The following is an 18,258-nucleotide window of genomic DNA, read 5'->3' as shown; positions in this document are numbered from 1 at the left end:
TAATGATTATAAATCATACATTTATTGCGTTCAAATGGTCCAATAAGCGACCCAAGACCGCGTATTATGAAGGCACTTTATCCACAAGTAAAAGATTGATTTTTATAAAATTGTTGATATCGATGTATAAAATCATTAACAACCTGATTTAAAACAGTTTTTATTTTAGATCCGAAGAGGAGATCATAACAAAATAACACCAAGATCGCGAACCAAATTTACGATCCAATTTTCTTTTCCCCCGCTTTTATTCACTTTTTATACAGGGGCTGTGGAAAACTTCTTATTTATGATGATCCTATCAGATCGCTCTACATGATCTCTTTATGGACCATAAGTAGGCTATATACTGCGAACGTAATTATGATTGACTTTACGTTACTTACTCTATAATATCTCGCGCTCGCAATGGCACCTATGCCAGGATCGCGACCTGTATAGGATGTTTTAACTTTAACCGATCGGATGAGATTGTTATGAAAAGAACTTTTCAACCTAGCGTTTTAAAACGCAAACGTGCACACGGCTTCCGTGCTCGCATGGCAACTGTAAATGGCCGTAAAGTATTAGCACGTCGCCGCGCTAAAGGCCGCAAAGTTCTTTCTGCTTAATTTATAAGTGGAAGACTTTAGCTTTGGCAGGGAGTTACGTCTGTTAACTCCCTCGCATTACTCTCGCATATTTAATGAACCCGCTCGGGCTGCAACTCCTTTCTTTACTCTATTAGCTAAACCAAATGACCAAGAAAAACCTCGGTTAGGTCTTACTGTTGCTAAAAAACGCGTAAAAAAGGCATGCCAACGAAACCGTATTAAACGTCTCGCTCGCGAAAGTTTTCGTTTAAATCAACACAGCATCGATAATATTGATATTGTGCTTATGGTGAAAAGTGGTATTGATGAACAGTCTAATGAAGAATTAACCAAACAACTTACTAAATTATGGCGAAAAATTAACGAACGCTGTAAACCAGGTGCACCTAAACCGCCACCTTTTAAGAAACGCCCAAACAAATCAGCTAAATCTAATAAACAAACCTAATTGCAATAGAATTGCAGGGTTAATTAATGTATCTTTAGCTCACCTTTTAATCATGCATTTAAAATTTCTAATTGAGTCTTTAAATACATGATATCTATCTCACTAAACTTAAGTAGGGGCATAAACATCATGAGGTTAATTAAACCACTTGTTGCTTTTCCTAAGATTTGTTTAGTGTTATTTATCCGCGGTTATCAAAAGTGGATTAGCCCGCTGTTAGGTCCGCATTGTCGTTTTAATCCAAGCTGCTCACATTATGCAATTCAAGCAATTAATTTGCATGGATTTATAAAAGGTAGTTGGTTAGCTTTAAAACGCATATTAAAATGCCATCCTTTACATTCAGGTGGAGACGACCCCGTACCTGAAAAATTAACCCATATTAACCACCAACACGAGAAATAAGAGCTGTTATGGAATCGCAACGCACGTTTTTATTAATTGGCCTAATGCTAGTGTCGTTTTTATTGTTCCAAGAATGGGATAATGATTACAACAAGCCTAAAGCCGATCCAAGTGCCACAACACAAACACTACAAGCAAATTCACCAGAGTCGGATGATTATATTCCTTCATCGTCAGATTCAGGTTTACCCGCTTCAGCAACTTTAGCTAAACGTTCAGTTATTGAAATCACAACTGACGTATTTAAAGTTAAAATTGACACCAAAGGCGGTGACATTGTTGAAACAGACCTTCTTCAATACGAAGAAACTAAAGGAAGTGAAACACCTTATATGCTTCTTGGTCAGCTTGATAGTGGCAAACAATACTTTTCACAAAGTGGCTTAATTGGCTTAAATGGCCCTGACGCATCAGCTAACGGTCGCCCTACTTATAGTACCGAACAAAAATCATATACCTTAACGGGTGATGAGCTTCGCGTTCCACTTCAGTTTACTGATAGTAATGGTGTTAGTTTTACTAAAACGTATGTATTCAAAAAAGGTCAGTATGACGTAGGCTTAGAATACAAAATCAACAACACTACCAGCGCACCTCTTCAAGTACAGCTATACACGCAAATTAAGCGTACCGTACAAGAAAAAGGTAGCATGGTTGATCAAAACTATTTAGGTGCTGCATACGGTACTGACGAAGAACCATACGAAAAGTATAGTTTTTCAGATATGGCTGATAAAAACCTAAACAAAAACACGCAAGGTGGTTATGTTGCATTTATACAACATTACTTTGTAAGTGCTTGGGTTCCAATGCAGGATCAAACAAATACAATTTATAGCTTAATTACAAAAAGTAATACCGCTATTATTGGTGCTAAAGATCCCGCTGTAAATATTCAAGCTGGTAGTGAGCAAACACTAACTGCTACTTATTATATGGGTCCGAAAGAGTCAGATATTCTTGAAGCGATTCACCCAGACTTAGACTTAACTGTAGATTACGGTTGGTTATGGTTTATTTCGCAACCTTTATTTGTATTGCTAAAATGGCTACATAGCATTTTAGGTAACTGGGGTGTAGCAATTATTGCCATCACTATTATCGTTAAATCGTTAATGTACCCACTTACTAAAGCGCAATACACTTCAATGGCAAAAATGCGTGCCCTACAGCCTAAAATGGCAGCTCTTAAAGAAAAGTTTGGTGACGACCGTCAAAAGTTCGGCCAAGCAACTATGGAAATGTACAAAAAAGAAAAAGTTAACCCAATGGGTGGCTGTTTCCCTATTTTACTTCAAATGCCAATTTTCTTAGCCTTGTTCTACGTATTCTTAGAGTCAACAGAACTTCGCCATGCTGAATTTATTTTTTGGTTAACAGACCTTTCTGCACAAGACCCGTACTACGTATTACCAATCTTATTTGGTGCGAGTATGTTTGTGACGCAAAAACTTCAGCCTATGACGGTAACTGATCCAATGCAGCAAAAAATGATGACCTTTATGCCGGTTATCTTCTCTGTATTCTTCTTATGGTTCCCATCGGGTTTAGTTCTTTACTGGTTAGTGTCTAACCTTATTTCTATTGTCCAGATGTTAATCATCTACCGTGGCATGGAAAAGAAAGGAATTAAAGTAAGAGGCTAGCGCCTATACCCAAGCCACATCAAGATGCAAAATTCAGCGTTTCACAGGGGCTTAAGATCAAGGCGTTACTTTGCAAGAATGGCAGTCCCTTTTAAAAAGTAACAACGATGAAATTAAGTACCTGTGAAACGCCCAAAGGGTTGGTTTAAAAGCGATTTATACTGCGTTATTGATTTTAACAATAGAACCACTATTATTCTCAATCAATGCCTTGCCTAAATAGCTTTTAACTCCAACTGAAACTCGCATCTTGAGATGGCTTGGGTATATTACTTATATAAAGGCGACTTCGGTCGCCTTTTTTATTGCCTGTTTTTCACCAGAGTATTCGCGAGTGTTTATTTCATAGGTTACAATACCGCCATAAAGTTACTCATCGTTGGCAAATTAATAGCATGATCAATCAAGATACAATTGCAGCACAAGCAACTGCCCCCGGACGTGGTGGTGTTGGTATTATTCGCGTTTCAGGCAGCCTTGCTAAAAGTGTCGCCGAAAAAGTAGTAGGTAAAATTCCTAAAGTTCGCTACGCCGATTACGTGCCATTTAAAAGCCTAGCTGGCGAGCAACTTGACCAAGGTATTGCCATTTACTTTGCAGGTCCTAACTCATTTACTGGTGAAGACGTACTTGAATTACAAGGCCACGGCGGTCCTGTAGTACTTGATATGCTACTTAAAGAAATTAGTAAAATAGAGGGCGTTCGTTTAGCAAAGCCTGGTGAGTTTTCTGAGCGCGCATTTATGAATGACAAGCTTGATTTAACACAAGCAGAGGCCATCGCCGACTTAATTAATGCTACAAGCGAACAAGCTGCCAAAAGCGCCCTACAGTCTCTCCAAGGTGAATTTTCTAAACACATAGAAACGCTTGTAGAAAAAGTAATTCACTTACGTATGTATGTAGAAGCGGCAATAGATTTTCCTGATGAAGAAATTGATTTTTTATCAGACGGTAAGGTATCAGGCGACTTAGACGCCATTATTACCCAGCTTAATACCGTAACCAATCAAGCAAAACAAGGTAGCATCATGCGCGAAGGTATGCGTGTTGTTATTGCTGGTCGCCCAAATGCCGGTAAATCAAGCCTACTAAACGCCCTAGCCGGTCGTGAAGCTGCAATCGTAACAGAAATAGCCGGTACCACTCGCGACGTACTACGAGAGCATATACATATAGATGGTATGCCACTGCATATTATAGATACAGCAGGCCTACGAGAGAGCCCTGACCGCGTAGAACAAATAGGTATTGAGCGGGCGTGGGATGAAATAAACCAAGCCGATCGCGTTTTATTTATGCTTGATGGCACTGACACTATAGATACTGACCCGCATAAAATTTGGCCTGAATTTATGGCCAAATTACCAGAAGGTATGGGGGTTACGGTCATCAGAAATAAAGCTGATTTATCGGGTGATATAGTCGGAATGGAGCAAGAGCAACAATACCCGGTCATCAGCTTAAGTGCTAAAAATGCTGACGGTATTGAACTTGTTCGCGAGCATTTAAAAGCCTGTATAGGCTTTCAAGGCGCAACAGAGGGTGGCTTTATGGCGCGCCGTCGTCATTTGGATGCACTAGAGAGTGCTGCGTATCATTTAGAAACAGGTAAAACACAATTAGAAATGCACATTGCTGGTGAAATATTGGCTGAAGAACTGCGTTTAACACAGCAGTATTTAAACGAAATAACCGGTGAATTTACCTCAGACGACTTACTTGGCAAGATATTTAGCTCATTTTGTATTGGTAAATAAGCACCTTATTACAGATATATGTTTATTATAAGAGCACTTAGGTGCTCTTTTTTATGTAAAATATTCACTATAAAATATGTATTTATACCGTCAATCCCAGCCAGTTCTGGCAATAAAATCATACCCAAAGCGATAATTATTACCAGCTAGATTATGTAGATTAGACAGTGAAAAGAGCCTTTAAGTAAGGTATTAATAGCGCAAGTAACACCCATTTTAAGGTCAAAACCGATACATATTTCAAACAAAAATACGTTTTAAAATCGTTATCCTCCACACAAAAGTTAGTTATAAATAGCTTTTTTATAATTACCTAGCTCATAAAAACTGATGTTATTTGCTCAATTTAAGAGCTAAAACGTGAAGATCAACACTCTAAAAAACCAACTTTATACAACATATGGACAGACGATCACTGCGGCTTTTTAGTAAAATGACTCGAGATTTGAGTGCATCAAACTTTTGTTCTACTAATCCACCAGCAAAATACATAAAAAAAGCAGCTATAAATACGCATTAAATTAAATATATTGAGATCACTTATCCACAAAACCTAATTTTTAGCTCAAATAAATAGTAAATTGAGCCAGCTCGCAGAGAAAAACCTAATGATCTATTAAAAATTATCTGTTTATAAGCTTATTTTTAAGTAATTTCGTTAGATCAGCTCAATTAGATCATTTAGTAAAATTATTTTCGATCTAAATTTAAGGTTATCAACAACCTTTATATCCACATTATGATCACCTTGTGCTTTTTATGCCTAGATTTACAATTAAGTCTCTCACTAAATAGTAATATCAATAACTTAGCGATTATTAAACAACCTAAAAGGTGTGTTTAAACAGAGCTTTCCCCACTGTTATCAACAACTTGATCAGAAGATTACATTTAAAGATATTTTGTTAAGCCTTATAATATCAACAACTTAAGTAGGCGCTTTAAAATAAGAGTAAAATTAGCACAAAAATAGTTATACAAAAAAGCACTCTTAACTTTACTGTTACTCACACTCAGTTATCATAGGCAGCAATTAAAACCAATGTGATCACTAATATTCATGAGTTCAGTAAATCTTATTGTTGGCAGCCAAATGGGATCAGCCGAGTATATTGCAGAGCAACTAAGCGACGCGCTTAATAACCTTGGTATTACTACACAACTACATGATCAACCTGAATTTAGCGATATTGATCAGCAAAATACCATTTGGTTAATTTGCACATCTACTTATGGTGCAGGTGATTATCCTGAAAACTTTATTAGCTTTGTTGAAGATGTGACTCAAGCTAATGATTTATCAGAATTAAAATACTCAGTAATAGCTTTAGGTGATACCAGTTATGACACTTATAACCAAGCTGGACGTAATATAGATGCCTTATTATCTCAAAAAGGCGCTATAAAAGTAGCAGAACGCTTAGAGCTTAATATTCTCGATGAAGCACTACCAGAAGACACAGCATTAGCATGGTTAGACTCTTGGATAACCAAAACAGGCTTAAAATAGATAGATCAAGTAAAAAGTTATATATAAAGTTACCCACAATTTACTAATAATTTAATAGATTTTGTGGATAAAGATTGAATAAACTGCTTTTTAAAGCATGCTTATCCATGGGATAAGATCCAACTGATTCAGCCCTGTGCATAAGGTGCCTTTTTGATCAGAGCTTATTTGCTGGATGATCCGATCATATTAACACCTTTAGATCTGATCTAATTTCATGTTTTAAATGAAGATCTAAACCTTATCAACAGAAAAGCTGATCACTAGTAGTAATAGTAATAAAAGATCTCTTTAAAAGATCCTTTATATTATTAGAGATCACATACTTAGATCTTGCTCTTTGTTTAATCATTTATCTTCTGCCAATTTCTAGGTAGAATACGCTCCCTTTTGAAGTTTACCGGTTTGATTTAAGTAGGATCCCATTAATGATTTTTCACGAAAATTTTGACGTTATCGTAGTAGGTGGTGGACATGCTGGCACTGAAGCCGCATTAGCAGCTGCCCGTATGGGGATGAATACCCTGCTACTGACTCACAATATGGATACCCTTGGTCAAATGTCTTGTAACCCAGCGATTGGTGGGATTGGCAAAGGTCATTTGGTAAAAGAAATTGATGCGCTTGGCGGTGCAATGGCACAGGCCATTGACAAAGGCGGGATCCAATTTCGCACACTAAACTCTTCAAAAGGACCTGCTGTTCGTGCAACTCGAGCACAAGCAGATCGCGCTTTGTACAAAGCAGCTATTCAAACAACATTACAAAATCAAGATAACCTTAAGATTTTTCAACAATCATGTGATGATCTTATTGTTGAAAACGATCGTGTTACTGGCGTAGTAACTCAAATGGGTTTACGTTTTAGTGCTCCAAGTGTTGTTTTAACCGTGGGTACTTTTTTAGGTGGCCAAATACACATTGGTTTAGAAAATTACAAAGGTGGTCGTGCTGGTGATCCACCATCAATTGCATTGGCTGAACGTTTACGCGAACACCCTTTTAGAGTGGATCGCTTAAAAACAGGTACTCCGCCACGTATTGATGCACGTACTGTTGATTTTACAAAAATGGAAGCACAGCCTGGTGATATGCCAACACCTGTATTTTCATTTATGGGTAAACAATCAGATCACCCACAACAAATACCGTGTTACATCACTTACACAAACGAAAAAACACATGATGTTATTCGTAAAAACCTACATCGCTCACCTATGTACTCAGGTGTTATTGAAGGTATTGGTCCACGCTACTGCCCATCAATTGAAGATAAAATTGTACGTTTTGCGGATAAAGATAAGCACCAAATATTTGTTGAACCTGAAGGCTTAACATCATACGAATTATATCCAAATGGTATTTCTACTAGTTTACCGTTTGATGTACAACTTGAGATTGTGCAATCTATTTCTGGTTTTGAAAATGCACATATTTGTCGACCAGGCTATGCAATAGAATATGACTACTTTGATCCACGCGATTTAAAACAGTCTTTAGAAACAAAATTTATCGAAGGCTTATTTTTCGCGGGTCAAATTAACGGCACTACCGGTTATGAAGAAGCGGGTGCACAAGGCTTAATTGCTGGTATGAATGCTGCGTTAAAAGTGCAAGGTAAAGAATCTTGGACGCCACGTCGCGATGAAGCTTACGTGGGTGTATTAATCGACGACTTAGCAACACTGGGTACGAAAGAACCGTACCGCATGTTTACTAGTCGTGCCGAATACCGTTTACTACTTCGTGAAGATAATGCAGATATTCGCCTAACTGAAAAAGGCCGTGAGCTGGGTTTAGTTAATGACGAACGTTGGCAGGCATTTAACGAAAAAATGGAAGTAATCGAAAAAGAGAAGCAACGCATTAAAGATACGTGGATTCATAAAGATCACGTTGTTGTTGATCAAGTAAATGCATTACTAAAAACACCATTAACTCGTGAAGCAAGTTTAGAAGAATTACTTCGTCGTCCAGAGATTCGTTATAACGATCTTATGGCTATTGACGGTTTAGGATCTGAATTTACAAACGTAGCAGCACTTGAACAAGTTGAGATCCATACTAAGTACGCAGGCTATATTGCGCGTCAACAAGATGAGATCAATAAGCAGCTTCGTCATGAGCAAACAATTTTACCAAAAGAGTTTGATTACAAAACTGTATCAGGTTTATCAAATGAGGTTGTTGCTAAGCTTATTGAGTCACGTCCAGACACTATTGGCCAAGCATCGCGTATTTCTGGTATCACCCCAGCGGCGATTTCGCTATTATTAGTGTATCTGAAGAAGCAAGGCTTATTACGCAAATCTGCGTAACGATAAGGGTACATAGTGTTACAGCAACAATTAACTACATTGTTAGCGCAAACTGATATTGCGCTAACGGAAAAACAACAGCAACAGCTAGTTCGTTACGTCGAGTTATTAGATAAGTGGAATAAAGCTTATAATTTAACTTCGGTACGCTTACCTGAAGAAATGATGATTAAGCATATTATGGATAGTTTAGTTGTTGCACCTCACTTACCCGGTCATCATTATATTGATGTTGGCACAGGGCCTGGCCTTCCGGGCATTGTATTAGCGATTGCATTACCTAACACACAATTTGTGTTACTAGATAGTCTAGGTAAACGCGTTCGCTTTTTAATGCATGTTAAACATGAGCTTGGTCTTGATAACGTAACACCTGTTCAGTCAAGAGTTGAAGAATATCAGCCAAGTGTTAAATTAGATGGCGTACTCAGTCGTGCATTTGCTTCATTACAAGATATGGTTGACTGGTGTTCGCACTTAATTGATCATTCGGGTAAATTTATAGCGCTTAAAGGTGTGTTCCCTAGTGAAGAGCTAGAGTCATTACCTACTGGCGTTAAGTTTGAGCAAAAAATTGCATTAGAAGTACCTAAGTTAGATGCACAACGACATTTAATTATTCTTTCTAAAGACTAGGGATCAGAGACACCGTGGCAAAAGTCATCGCATTAGCAAATCAAAAAGGTGGAGTGGGTAAAACTACAACCGCTGTAAACCTCGCTGCGTCTATGGCTGCAACGAAACGTAAAGTGCTGTTAATTGATCTCGATCCGCAAGGCAATGCGACTATGGGAAGTGGCGTAGATAAGTACGGCGACGTACCAACTATTTACGACTTACTCATTGAAGATAAACCTATAGAAGACGTTATTATCAAAGAAACGTCTGGCGAATACCATATGATTGCTGCAAACGGTGATGTAACCGCTGCAGAAGTTAAATTGATGGAATTATTTGCCCGTGAAGTGCGTTTACGTAACGCACTTGAAAAAATTCAGGATCAGTACGAATTTATTTTTATCGACTGTCCACCCTCTTTAAATATGTTAACTGTTAACGCAATGGCCGCAGCTGATTCTATTTTAGTGCCAATGCAGTGTGAGTATTATGCACTTGAAGGGTTAACCGCATTAATGGATACGATTACGCAGCTTGCTAAGTTAGTAAACCCTAGCTTACAAATTGAAGGGATACTTCGTACTATGTACGATCCGCGTAACCGTTTAGCGAATGACGTATCAGAACAATTAAAACAACATTTTGGCGACAAAGTATACCGTACGGTGATCCCGCGTAATGTTCGTTTAGCAGAGGCACCTAGTTTTGGTACACCTGCTATGTATTATGACCGGGCATCAAGTGGCGCTAAAGCATATTTAGCACTCGCTGGTGAAATGTTACGTAGAAAAGAAAAAACAGCGTCCGTTGTCGCCTAACTTTGAGGTAAAAAAATAACATGTCTGCTAAAAAACGAGGTTTAGGCCGAGGACTCGATGCACTTTTAAGTTCGTCAAAGCCTACACCGAGCGCAAGCAAGGAACAAGACACATCAAACGTGACTGAAGCTGTAAAAAATGCGGCTGGGCCAAATAACAGTGAATTACAAAAACTCCCAATCGAGTTTTTACACTCAGGTAAATATCAACCTCGTAAAGACATGTCCGAAGAGGCGCTTGAAGAATTAGCAAGCTCTATTCGCTCACAAGGTATTATTCAACCTATAGTCGTGCGCCCTATTGCACAAAATAGTTTTGAAATTATCGCCGGTGAGCGTCGTTGGCGTGCAGCGCAAATAGCTAAGCTTGAAACAGTACCTTGTATTATTAAAGACGTACCAGATGAAGCTGCAGTAGCTATTGCGCTAATAGAAAATATTCAACGTGAAGACTTAAATGCCATGGAAGAAGCGGTTGCGTTAAATCGCTTACTCAATGAGTTTGAACTAACACATCAACAAGTAGCAGATGCGGTTGGCAAATCACGCACTACAGTAACTAACTTACTTCGTTTAAATAATTTAAACAGTGATGTAAAAATTCTGTTAGAGCATGGCGACATTGAAATGGGGCACGCTCGTTGTTTATTAGCCCTTGAGGGAGAAGCACAATCAGATGCTGCTCGTTTAGCTGTCGCTAAAGCACTAACTGTTCGTGAAACCGAAAAGTTAGTTCGTTCAATTTTAGAACCAGTGCCAGCTAAAGAAATAGCTGAAAAAGATCCAGATGTTAAACAGTTAGAGCAACAACTCGCTGAAAACCTAGGTGCCAAAGTAGAAATAAATTACAACAAAAAAGGCAAAGGTAAGCTTGTTATTTCTTATACTAATTTGGACGAACTTGACGGCATTTTAAATCGCATTAATCAAGACAATACCCACCATTAGTTTTCTACATGTCTAAAAAGGGACATTTGTAGCTATTTCGTGTTACAAAGCGTCTACTCAAGTTGCAAAACTGGCAGGATTAAGTATAATTTCGCCAGTTTTCACACCCTAACAATTAGAACGCAATAAAGGTTAACTAAACGTGACTGATAAGTTAGCGAGTCCATATCGACTTGCCGTATTAAAGTTAATTTGCCTTCAGGGTGTTGTAGCATTAGTTGCTGCTGTAATTATTTGTTTTAGTTCGGGAGTCAATGCCGCGCTTTCATCACTCGCTGGTGGAGTTGTCGCAGTACTTCCGCACTTTGTATTTGGTCTTTATGCATTCAGACATATGGGTGCAAGTCGAGCAAATCAAGCGTATGCCTCGTTGAAACGCGGCAACGGATTAAAATTTATGCTAACAATTGTATTGTTTGCGCTAGTACTGAAGCATTTTCCGGTAATTTTATTACCCTTTTTTAGTACTTATATACTGGCGCTCTTTACTGGATTGTTCGCACCCGTTTTTTTTAAACATTAACTTTGGGATATAACATGGCAGCAGAAGAAGTTACTCTATCTGGCCATATCCAGCACCATTTGACCAATGCTAAGATGTGTTCGACCGATACAGGTCTCGCCTTCAATAAAGCATGTACGGATAGTGGTTTCTGGACATGGCATATAGATACCCTCGCATGGTCTATCGGTTTAGGTCTTATATTTTTATGGATCTTTCGTAGTGCCGCTAAAAAATCAACACTAGGTGTACCTGGAAAATTTCAGTGTTTTATTGAAATAATCGTAGAATTTGTTGGCGACAACGTACGCGATACTTTCCATGGTAAAAGCAAACTTATTGCACCATTAGCCTTAACGATTTTCGTTTGGGTGTTCTTAATGAACTTAATGGATTTAATCCCAGTTGACTTTTTACCAGCATTTGCAGGTTTCGTTGGTGAAACAGCATTTGGTATGGATTCACATGATGTGTACATGAAAATTGTACCTACTACCGATATTAATATGACTTCAGCGCTAGCGCTGGGTGTATTTATACTAATGGTTGGCTTTTCAATCAAAATAAAAGGTATTGGCGGGTTTATTAAAGAGTTAACGCTTCATCCGTTCAGCTCAAATAACATGTTTGTTCAAATTATTTTGATACCATTTAACTTATTACTTGAACTGATTGCACTCGTTTCTAAACCGTTTTCATTAGCACTACGTTTGTTTGGTAACTTATATGCTGGTGAGTTGATTTTCATCTTGATCGGCGCTATCGGTTTTATGCAACTACCGTTGCACTTTGTTTGGGCAGTATTCCATATTCTAGTTATTACATTACAAGCATTCTTATTCATGATGCTTACGATTGTATACCTAAGCATGGCAAGTTCAGATAATCACTAATTTTTACAACCTTTAATATTTAACTTTAATTTACAATTGAAACTTTGGAGAAAAAAATGGAACTAGTATTAGGTCTTAAGTATATCGCAGTAGCTTTACTAATCGGTTTTGGTGCAATCGGCACTGCAATTGGTTTTGGTAACATGGGCGGTAAATTCCTTGAAGCATGTGCGCGTCAACCTGAGCTTGCACCTTCGCTACAAGTTAAGATGTTTATTCTTGCTGGTCTAATCGATGCTGTAGCAATGATTGGTGTTGGTATCGCTATGGTATTGTTGTTCGTACTTTAATTTTATTTTTTGAACAGCTTACTATTTAAGGAGGAGCGGTTGTGAATTTAAACGCCACTCTTATCGGTGAATTGATTGCGTTTACGGTGTTCGTATTATTTTGTATGAAATACGTATGGCCACCACTAAACGGTGCAATTGAAGCTCGCCAGAAAAAAATCGAAGATGGTTTAGCTGCCTCTGATAGAGCCGAAAAAGACTTAGAACTTGCGCAAAAGAAAGCTGCTGAACAGCTTAAAGATGCAAAAGCTCAAGCGGCTGATATCATTGATCAAGCTAAAAAGCGTGCAGTGCTAATTGTTGACGAAGAAACACTTCGTGGTCAGCAAGAGCGTGAAAGTATCATTGCTCAAGGGCACTCTGAAGTTGAGTCTGAACGTAATCGCATAACAGAAGAGCTACGTAAGCAAGTAGCAACTCTGGCAGTGATTGGTGCAGAACGTATTTTAGAGCGTGAAATTAATCAAGCCGCACATAGTGACATCGTTGAAAAACTTGTCGCTGAGCTGTAATTAGGAGGGTATGAGCATGTCTAATTTGACTACTATCGCTCGCCCATACGCTAAAGCGGCTTTTGAACTTGCCGTTGAGAAAGGCACTCTAGAAAGCTGGAATGATATGTTGTTCTTTGCAGGCCACGTAGCCAGCAATGAACAAGCATCATCTGCTTTAGCAGGTATGCCTACAGCTACTGCACAAGCTGAATTATTTATTCAACTTTGTGCTGAGCAGCTCAACGAACAAGGTCAGAACCTAGTTAAGGTGATGGCTGAAAATGGACGTTTGACAGCTCTACCTGACGTTGCTGAGTTATTTGCTGAATTTAAAGCAGAATACGATAAAGAAATCGAAGTAGATGTGATTTCTGCAACTCCTCTTGTTGCTGCGCAACAAGAGTCATTGGTAGCGGCACTTGAAAAACGTTTCGCACGCAAAGTTAAGCTGAATTGTAGTGAAGACGCGTCAGTGGTTGGTGGACTTATTATTAGGTCTGGCGACACTGTAATCGACGGTACTATTCGCGGTAAATTAAGCCGCTTAGCTACAACACTACAATCGTAATTGGGAAAAAGAGCATGCAACTTAATTCCACTGAAATTTCAGATCTGATCAAACAACGTATTGAGAAGTTCGAAGTTGTAAGTGAAGCTCGTAACGAAGGTACTATTGTATCTGTTACTGACGGTATCATCCGCATCCACGGTCTTGCTGACTGTATGCAAGGTGAAATGATTGAGCTTCCTGGCAGCCGTTATGCTATCGCACTAAACCTTGAGCGCGACTCAATTGGTGCAGTAGTAATGGGTCCGTACGCTGACCTTACTGAAGGCGTAAAAGTATATACAACTGGTCGTATTTTAGAAGTTCCTGTTGGTCCTGGTCTACTTGGTCGTGTTGTAAACACACTAGGTGCTCCAATCGATGGTAAAGGCGCTTTAGATAACGACGGGTTTGAACCTGTAGAAAAAATTGCACCAGGTGTAATCGAGCGTAAATCAGTAGATGAGCCAGTTCAAACTGGTTATAAATCTATCGATGCGATGATTCCAGTTGGTCGTGGTCAACGTGAACTAATCATCGGTGACCGTCAAACAGGTAAAACTGCACTAGCAATCGATGCAATCATCAATCAAAAAGACACAGGCGTTAAGTGTGTGTACGTTGCGATTGGTCAAAAAGCATCTACTATTGCAAACGTAGTTCGTAAATTAGAAGAGCATGGTGCACTAGCAAATACTATCGTAGTTGTTGCATCTGCTTCTGAATCTGCGGCACTGCAGTACTTAGCACCGTTCGCGGGCTGTACTATGGGTGAATACTTCCGTGACCGTGGTGAAAACGCATTAATCGTATATGATGATTTGTCTAAGCAAGCAGTTGCTTACCGTCAAATTTCATTACTACTTAAGCGTCCACCAGGCCGTGAAGCATACCCAGGTGACGTATTCTACCTTCACTCTCGTCTTTTAGAGCGTGCATCGCGTGTAAACGCAGATTACGTTGAAAAGTTCACTAATGGTGAAGTGAAAGGTAAAACTGGTTCATTGACGGCATTGCCAATCATTGAAACTCAAGGCGGCGACGTTTCTGCGTTCGTACCGACTAACGTTATCTCTATCACCGATGGTCAGATCTTCTTAGAAACTGACTTATTCAACTCAGGTATCCGTCCGGCAGTAAATGCTGGTATCTCGGTATCGCGTGTTGGTGGTGCTGCACAAACTAAAATCGTTAAGAAACTAGGTGGCGGTATTCGTCTAGCCCTAGCTCAGTACCGTGAATTAGCTGCGTTCTCGCAGTTCGCGTCTGACCTTGATGATGCTACTCGTGCTCAACTTGAGCATGGTGAGCGTGTAACAGAGCTAATGAAGCAGAAACAGTACGCGCCAATGTCTGTTGCTGAAATGTCTTTGTCGTTATTTGCTGCTGAAAAAGGCTTCCTTCAAGACATCGAAATTTCGAAAATCGGTGACTTTGAAGCAGCTTTACTTTCTTATGCAACTAGCACATACGCAGAGCTTGTGGCTCAAATCAATGAAACTGGTAACTTGAATGCCGAGATCGAAGCGCAGCTTAAAGAACTTCTTACGAAGTTCAAGTCTACGCAAACTTGGTAATTTAGTTATTAATGGTGCGCTTTAGGAAACTAAAGCACACCTTGATTCGGAGAGAGAGTCATGGCCAGCGGAAAAGAGATTAAAAGCAAGATCGGGAGTATTAAAAATACTCAAAAGATCACTAGCGCAATGGAAATGGTTGCTGCGTCTAAAATGAAAAGGGCGCAAGAACGCGTTGCTTCAAGCCGTCCATACGCTAATAAATTACGTGAAGTAATTGGTCGTGTTGCTCAAGCAAATCTTGATTTTACTCACCCGTTCTTAAAAGAACGTGAAGTGAAACGAGTTGGTTATATTGTTATCTCTACAGACCGTGGTCTGTGTGGCGGTCTAAACTCAAACGAGTTTAAGAAAGTTGCACTTGATGTTAAAGCGTGGAAAGAGAAAGGTGTTGATGCTGAATTTGCTACTTTAGGTAGTAAGGCAGCAGGCTTCTTTCAACGTTTTGGTGGTCAACTACTCGCTAAAAAAGCGGGCCTAGGAGATAAACCTTCAGTACAAGACGTTATTGGTCCTGTAAAAATTATGCTTGATGCATTTTCTGAAGGCAAAATAGACCGTTTATTCTTGGTATATAACAAATTCGTTAATACCATGAAGCAAGAGCCAATTATAGATCAGTTACTCCCTTTGCCAAAAGCTGAAGAAGAAGTATCTGCTCACACATGGGATTACTTATACGAGCCAAACCCAGAGGCTATTTTAGAGTCTTTGTTAGTACGCTTTATTGAGTCTCAAGCATACCAAGGTGTGGTAGAAAATGCTGCCTCAGAACAGGCTGCTCGTATGGTTGCAATGAAAGCTGCAACTGATAACGCAGGTGACCTTATGGACGAGCTACAGCTTGTTTATAACAAGGCTCGCCAAGCAGCAATCACACAAGAAATTAGTGAGATTTGTTCTGGCTCAGCAGCAGTTTAATGCTTCGGGTAAAGATTAACGAGAGGAATAGACATGAGTTTAGGTAAGGTCGTCCAAATTATCGGCGCCGTTGTGGATATTGAATTTCCACAAGATAGCGTGCCAGCGGTATACCACGCACTAAGAGTAACAGATGGCGATTTAGCTGGTTTGACTTTAGAAGTTCAACAACAGCTAGGTGGCGGTGTAGTGCGTACTATCGCTATGGGTACTACTGATGGTTTACGTCGTAGTGCTTTAGTTATGAATACAGGTGAATCGATTCAAGTTCCAGTTGGTAAAGCAACACTTGGTCGTATCATGAACGTACTTGGTGAGCCAATCGATGAAGCAGGTCCAATCGGCGAAGAAGACCGTATGTCTATTCACCGTGCAGCGCCTTCATACGAAGAGCAATCAAGTTCAGTTGAGCTTTTAGAAACTGGAATTAAGGTTATCGACCTTGTATGTCCGTTTGCTAAAGGTGGTAAAGTTGGTTTATTCGGTGGTGCCGGTGTTGGTAAAACTGTAAACATGATGGAACTTATCCGTAACATCGCAATCGAGCACAGCGGCTACTCAGTATTCGCAGGTGTTGGTGAGCGTACACGTGAGGGTAACGATTTCTACCATGAGATGAACGATTCAAACGTACTTGATAAAGTATCGCTTGTATACGGTCAGATGAACGAGCCTCCAGGTAACCGTTTACGCGTAGCGTTAACAGGCCTTACTATGGCTGAAAAGTTCCGTGATGAAGGTCGCGATGTACTTTTCTTCGTAGATAATATCTACCGTTATACACTTGCTGGTACAGAAGTATCTGCACTTCTTGGTCGTATGCCGTCAGCGGTAGGTTATCAGCCTACACTTGCTGAAGAAATGGGTGTGCTTCAAGAGCGTATCGCTTCAACTAAGACTGGTTCAATTACATCAATCCAAGCGGTATACGTACCTGCGGATGATTTAACAGATCCATCTCCAGCAACTACCTTTGCTCACTTAGACGCAACAGTAGTACTTTCACGTGATATCGCATCACTTGGTATCTACCCAGCGGTAGACCCACTTGATTCATCTTCACGTCAACTTGACCCACAAGTAATTGGTCAAGAGCATTACGATACAGCACGTGGCGTTCAAACAGTTCTTCAGCGTTACAAAGAACTTAAAGACATCATTGCAATCCTAGGTATGGACGAGCTTTCTGACGAAGATAAGCAACTTGTATCTCGTGCACGTAAAATCCAACGTTTCCTATCTCAGCCATTCTTCGTGGCAGAGGTATTTACAGGCGCGTCTGGTAAATACGTATCACTGAAAGATACAATTGCTGGCTTCAAAGGCATTTTAAACGGCGAGTTTGATGAGCTTCCAGAGCAAGCGTTTTACATGGTTGGCTCTATCGAAGAAGCTCAAGAAAAAGCCAAAGGCATGTAACTAGGAGGGTAGTATGACAGCTATGACTGTACATCTTGACGTAGTAAGCGCAGAGCAGAGCTTGTTCTCTGGTCTTGTTGAATCGATTCAAGTATCTGGTAGTGAAGGCGAGCTGGGTGTAAACCTAGGTCATGCTCCACTACTAACTGCCCTTAAACCTGGTATGGTACGTTTAGTTAAGCAATATGGTCACGAAGATGTGTTATATGTTGCTGGCGGTACATTAGAAGTTCAACCAAATCACATCACGATTCTTGCAGATACTGCGGTTCGTGGTGAAGATTTAGATGAAGATTCTGTACAAAAAGCTAAACGTGAAGCTGAAGAACATATGGCGAATTCGTCAGCTGTTGAGTTTGATTATCAACAAGCGGCTACGCGACTGGCAGAAGCAGTTGCTCAGTTACGCGTAATTCAGCAATTACGTCACAAGTAAGCCTATCCGGTTTTGAAAAGCCCACTTTATGTGGGCTTTTTTGTGTCTGTAATTTAAACATGGTGTATCGCTTATTTATAATTGTTAAATAACAGGTCTATCAGACTATTATCTGT

General features: G+C 39.7%; 19 protein-coding genes. All 19 read left to right on the top strand.

The genetic code is table 11. From position 1 onward, the window contains the following. Positions 1–476: 476 nt before the first annotated feature. A complete protein-coding gene (gene rpmH, locus JG479_RS16555; RefSeq protein WP_004335215.1) occupies positions 477–611 on the top strand; it encodes a 50S ribosomal protein L34 in 135 nt (44 codons plus the stop codon). Between the two features lie 7 nt (positions 612–618). Next, positions 619–1,041, top strand: coding sequence for a ribonuclease P protein component (gene rnpA / locus JG479_RS16550; protein WP_004335217.1), 423 nt, complete (start codon positions 619–621; stop codon positions 1,039–1,041). A 129-nt stretch (positions 1,042–1,170) separates the two neighbouring features. Next, positions 1,171–1,446, top strand: coding sequence for a membrane protein insertion efficiency factor YidD (yidD, locus tag JG479_RS16545; RefSeq protein WP_004335219.1), 276 nt, complete (start codon positions 1,171–1,173; stop codon positions 1,444–1,446). Positions 1,447–1,454: 8 nt separating this feature from the next. Then, positions 1,455–3,092 (top strand): membrane protein insertase YidC, encoded by a 1,638-nt coding sequence (yidC, locus tag JG479_RS16540; RefSeq protein ID WP_200219688.1) that lies wholly within the window; start codon positions 1,455–1,457, stop codon positions 3,090–3,092. Between the two features lie 395 nt (positions 3,093–3,487). Further along, positions 3,488–4,852: a tRNA uridine-5-carboxymethylaminomethyl(34) synthesis GTPase MnmE gene (gene mnmE, locus JG479_RS16535; protein WP_007584209.1), complete on the top strand. Its 1,365-nt coding sequence runs from the start codon at positions 3,488–3,490 to the stop codon at positions 4,850–4,852. Between the two features lie 1,060 nt (positions 4,853–5,912). Further along, complete coding sequence (mioC, locus tag JG479_RS16530; protein ID WP_200219687.1) at positions 5,913–6,362, top strand: FMN-binding protein MioC; 450 nt, start codon at positions 5,913–5,915, stop codon at positions 6,360–6,362. A 428-nt stretch (positions 6,363–6,790) separates the two neighbouring features. After that, positions 6,791–8,680, top strand: coding sequence for a tRNA uridine-5-carboxymethylaminomethyl(34) synthesis enzyme MnmG (mnmG, locus tag JG479_RS16525; RefSeq protein WP_193225434.1), 1,890 nt, complete (start codon positions 6,791–6,793; stop codon positions 8,678–8,680). A gap of 15 nt (positions 8,681–8,695) precedes the next feature. Further along, positions 8,696–9,316, top strand: coding sequence for a 16S rRNA (guanine(527)-N(7))-methyltransferase RsmG (rsmG, locus tag JG479_RS16520; protein ID WP_004335232.1), 621 nt, complete (start codon positions 8,696–8,698; stop codon positions 9,314–9,316). Positions 9,317–9,330: 14 nt separating this feature from the next. Continuing rightward, on the top strand, positions 9,331–10,116 hold the full coding sequence (locus tag JG479_RS16515; protein ID WP_004335235.1) for a ParA family protein: 786 nt from the start codon (positions 9,331–9,333) through the stop codon (positions 10,114–10,116). Between the two features lie 20 nt (positions 10,117–10,136). Then, complete coding sequence (locus JG479_RS16510; RefSeq protein ID WP_039488567.1) at positions 10,137–11,063, top strand: ParB/RepB/Spo0J family partition protein; 927 nt, start codon at positions 10,137–10,139, stop codon at positions 11,061–11,063. Between the two features lie 142 nt (positions 11,064–11,205). Continuing rightward, entirely contained in the window at positions 11,206–11,586 is a 381-nt protein-coding gene (locus JG479_RS16505) for an ATP synthase subunit I (protein ID WP_004335240.1), read from the top strand. Between the two features lie 14 nt (positions 11,587–11,600). Continuing rightward, positions 11,601–12,458, top strand: coding sequence for a F0F1 ATP synthase subunit A (gene atpB, locus JG479_RS16500; protein ID WP_004335244.1), 858 nt, complete (start codon positions 11,601–11,603; stop codon positions 12,456–12,458). Positions 12,459–12,514: 56 nt separating this feature from the next. After that, the gene (gene atpE / locus JG479_RS16495) at positions 12,515–12,748 is read left to right on the top strand and encodes a F0F1 ATP synthase subunit C (RefSeq protein WP_004335261.1); all 234 of its coding nucleotides are present in this window, start codon (positions 12,515–12,517) and stop codon (positions 12,746–12,748) included. A gap of 41 nt (positions 12,749–12,789) precedes the next feature. After that, the gene (atpF, locus tag JG479_RS16490) at positions 12,790–13,260 is read left to right on the top strand and encodes a F0F1 ATP synthase subunit B (protein WP_004335264.1); all 471 of its coding nucleotides are present in this window, start codon (positions 12,790–12,792) and stop codon (positions 13,258–13,260) included. 16 nt (positions 13,261–13,276) lie between these two features. Next, positions 13,277–13,810, top strand: a complete 534-nt coding sequence (gene atpH / locus JG479_RS16485; protein WP_004335267.1) for a F0F1 ATP synthase subunit delta — start codon at positions 13,277–13,279, stop codon at positions 13,808–13,810. 14 nt (positions 13,811–13,824) lie between these two features. After that, positions 13,825–15,366, top strand: coding sequence for a F0F1 ATP synthase subunit alpha (atpA, locus tag JG479_RS16480; RefSeq protein ID WP_024597177.1), 1,542 nt, complete (start codon positions 13,825–13,827; stop codon positions 15,364–15,366). A gap of 60 nt (positions 15,367–15,426) precedes the next feature. Continuing rightward, a complete protein-coding gene (gene atpG / locus JG479_RS16475) occupies positions 15,427–16,287 on the top strand; it encodes a F0F1 ATP synthase subunit gamma (RefSeq protein WP_024597176.1) in 861 nt (286 codons plus the stop codon). Positions 16,288–16,320: 33 nt separating this feature from the next. Continuing rightward, on the top strand, positions 16,321–17,706 hold the full coding sequence (gene atpD / locus JG479_RS16470; protein ID WP_004335274.1) for a F0F1 ATP synthase subunit beta: 1,386 nt from the start codon (positions 16,321–16,323) through the stop codon (positions 17,704–17,706). A gap of 13 nt (positions 17,707–17,719) precedes the next feature. Next, positions 17,720–18,142: a F0F1 ATP synthase subunit epsilon gene (locus tag JG479_RS16465; protein WP_004335277.1), complete on the top strand. Its 423-nt coding sequence runs from the start codon at positions 17,720–17,722 to the stop codon at positions 18,140–18,142. The last annotated feature ends 116 nt before the right edge of the window (positions 18,143–18,258 follow it).

The organism is Pseudoalteromonas sp. LC2018020214, from assembly GCF_016598755.1.
GTDB lineage: Bacteria > Pseudomonadota > Gammaproteobacteria > Enterobacterales > Alteromonadaceae > Pseudoalteromonas > Pseudoalteromonas distincta.
Note: the sequence above shows the minus strand (reverse complement) of the source record. Positions and strands in the feature narration are given on the sequence as shown.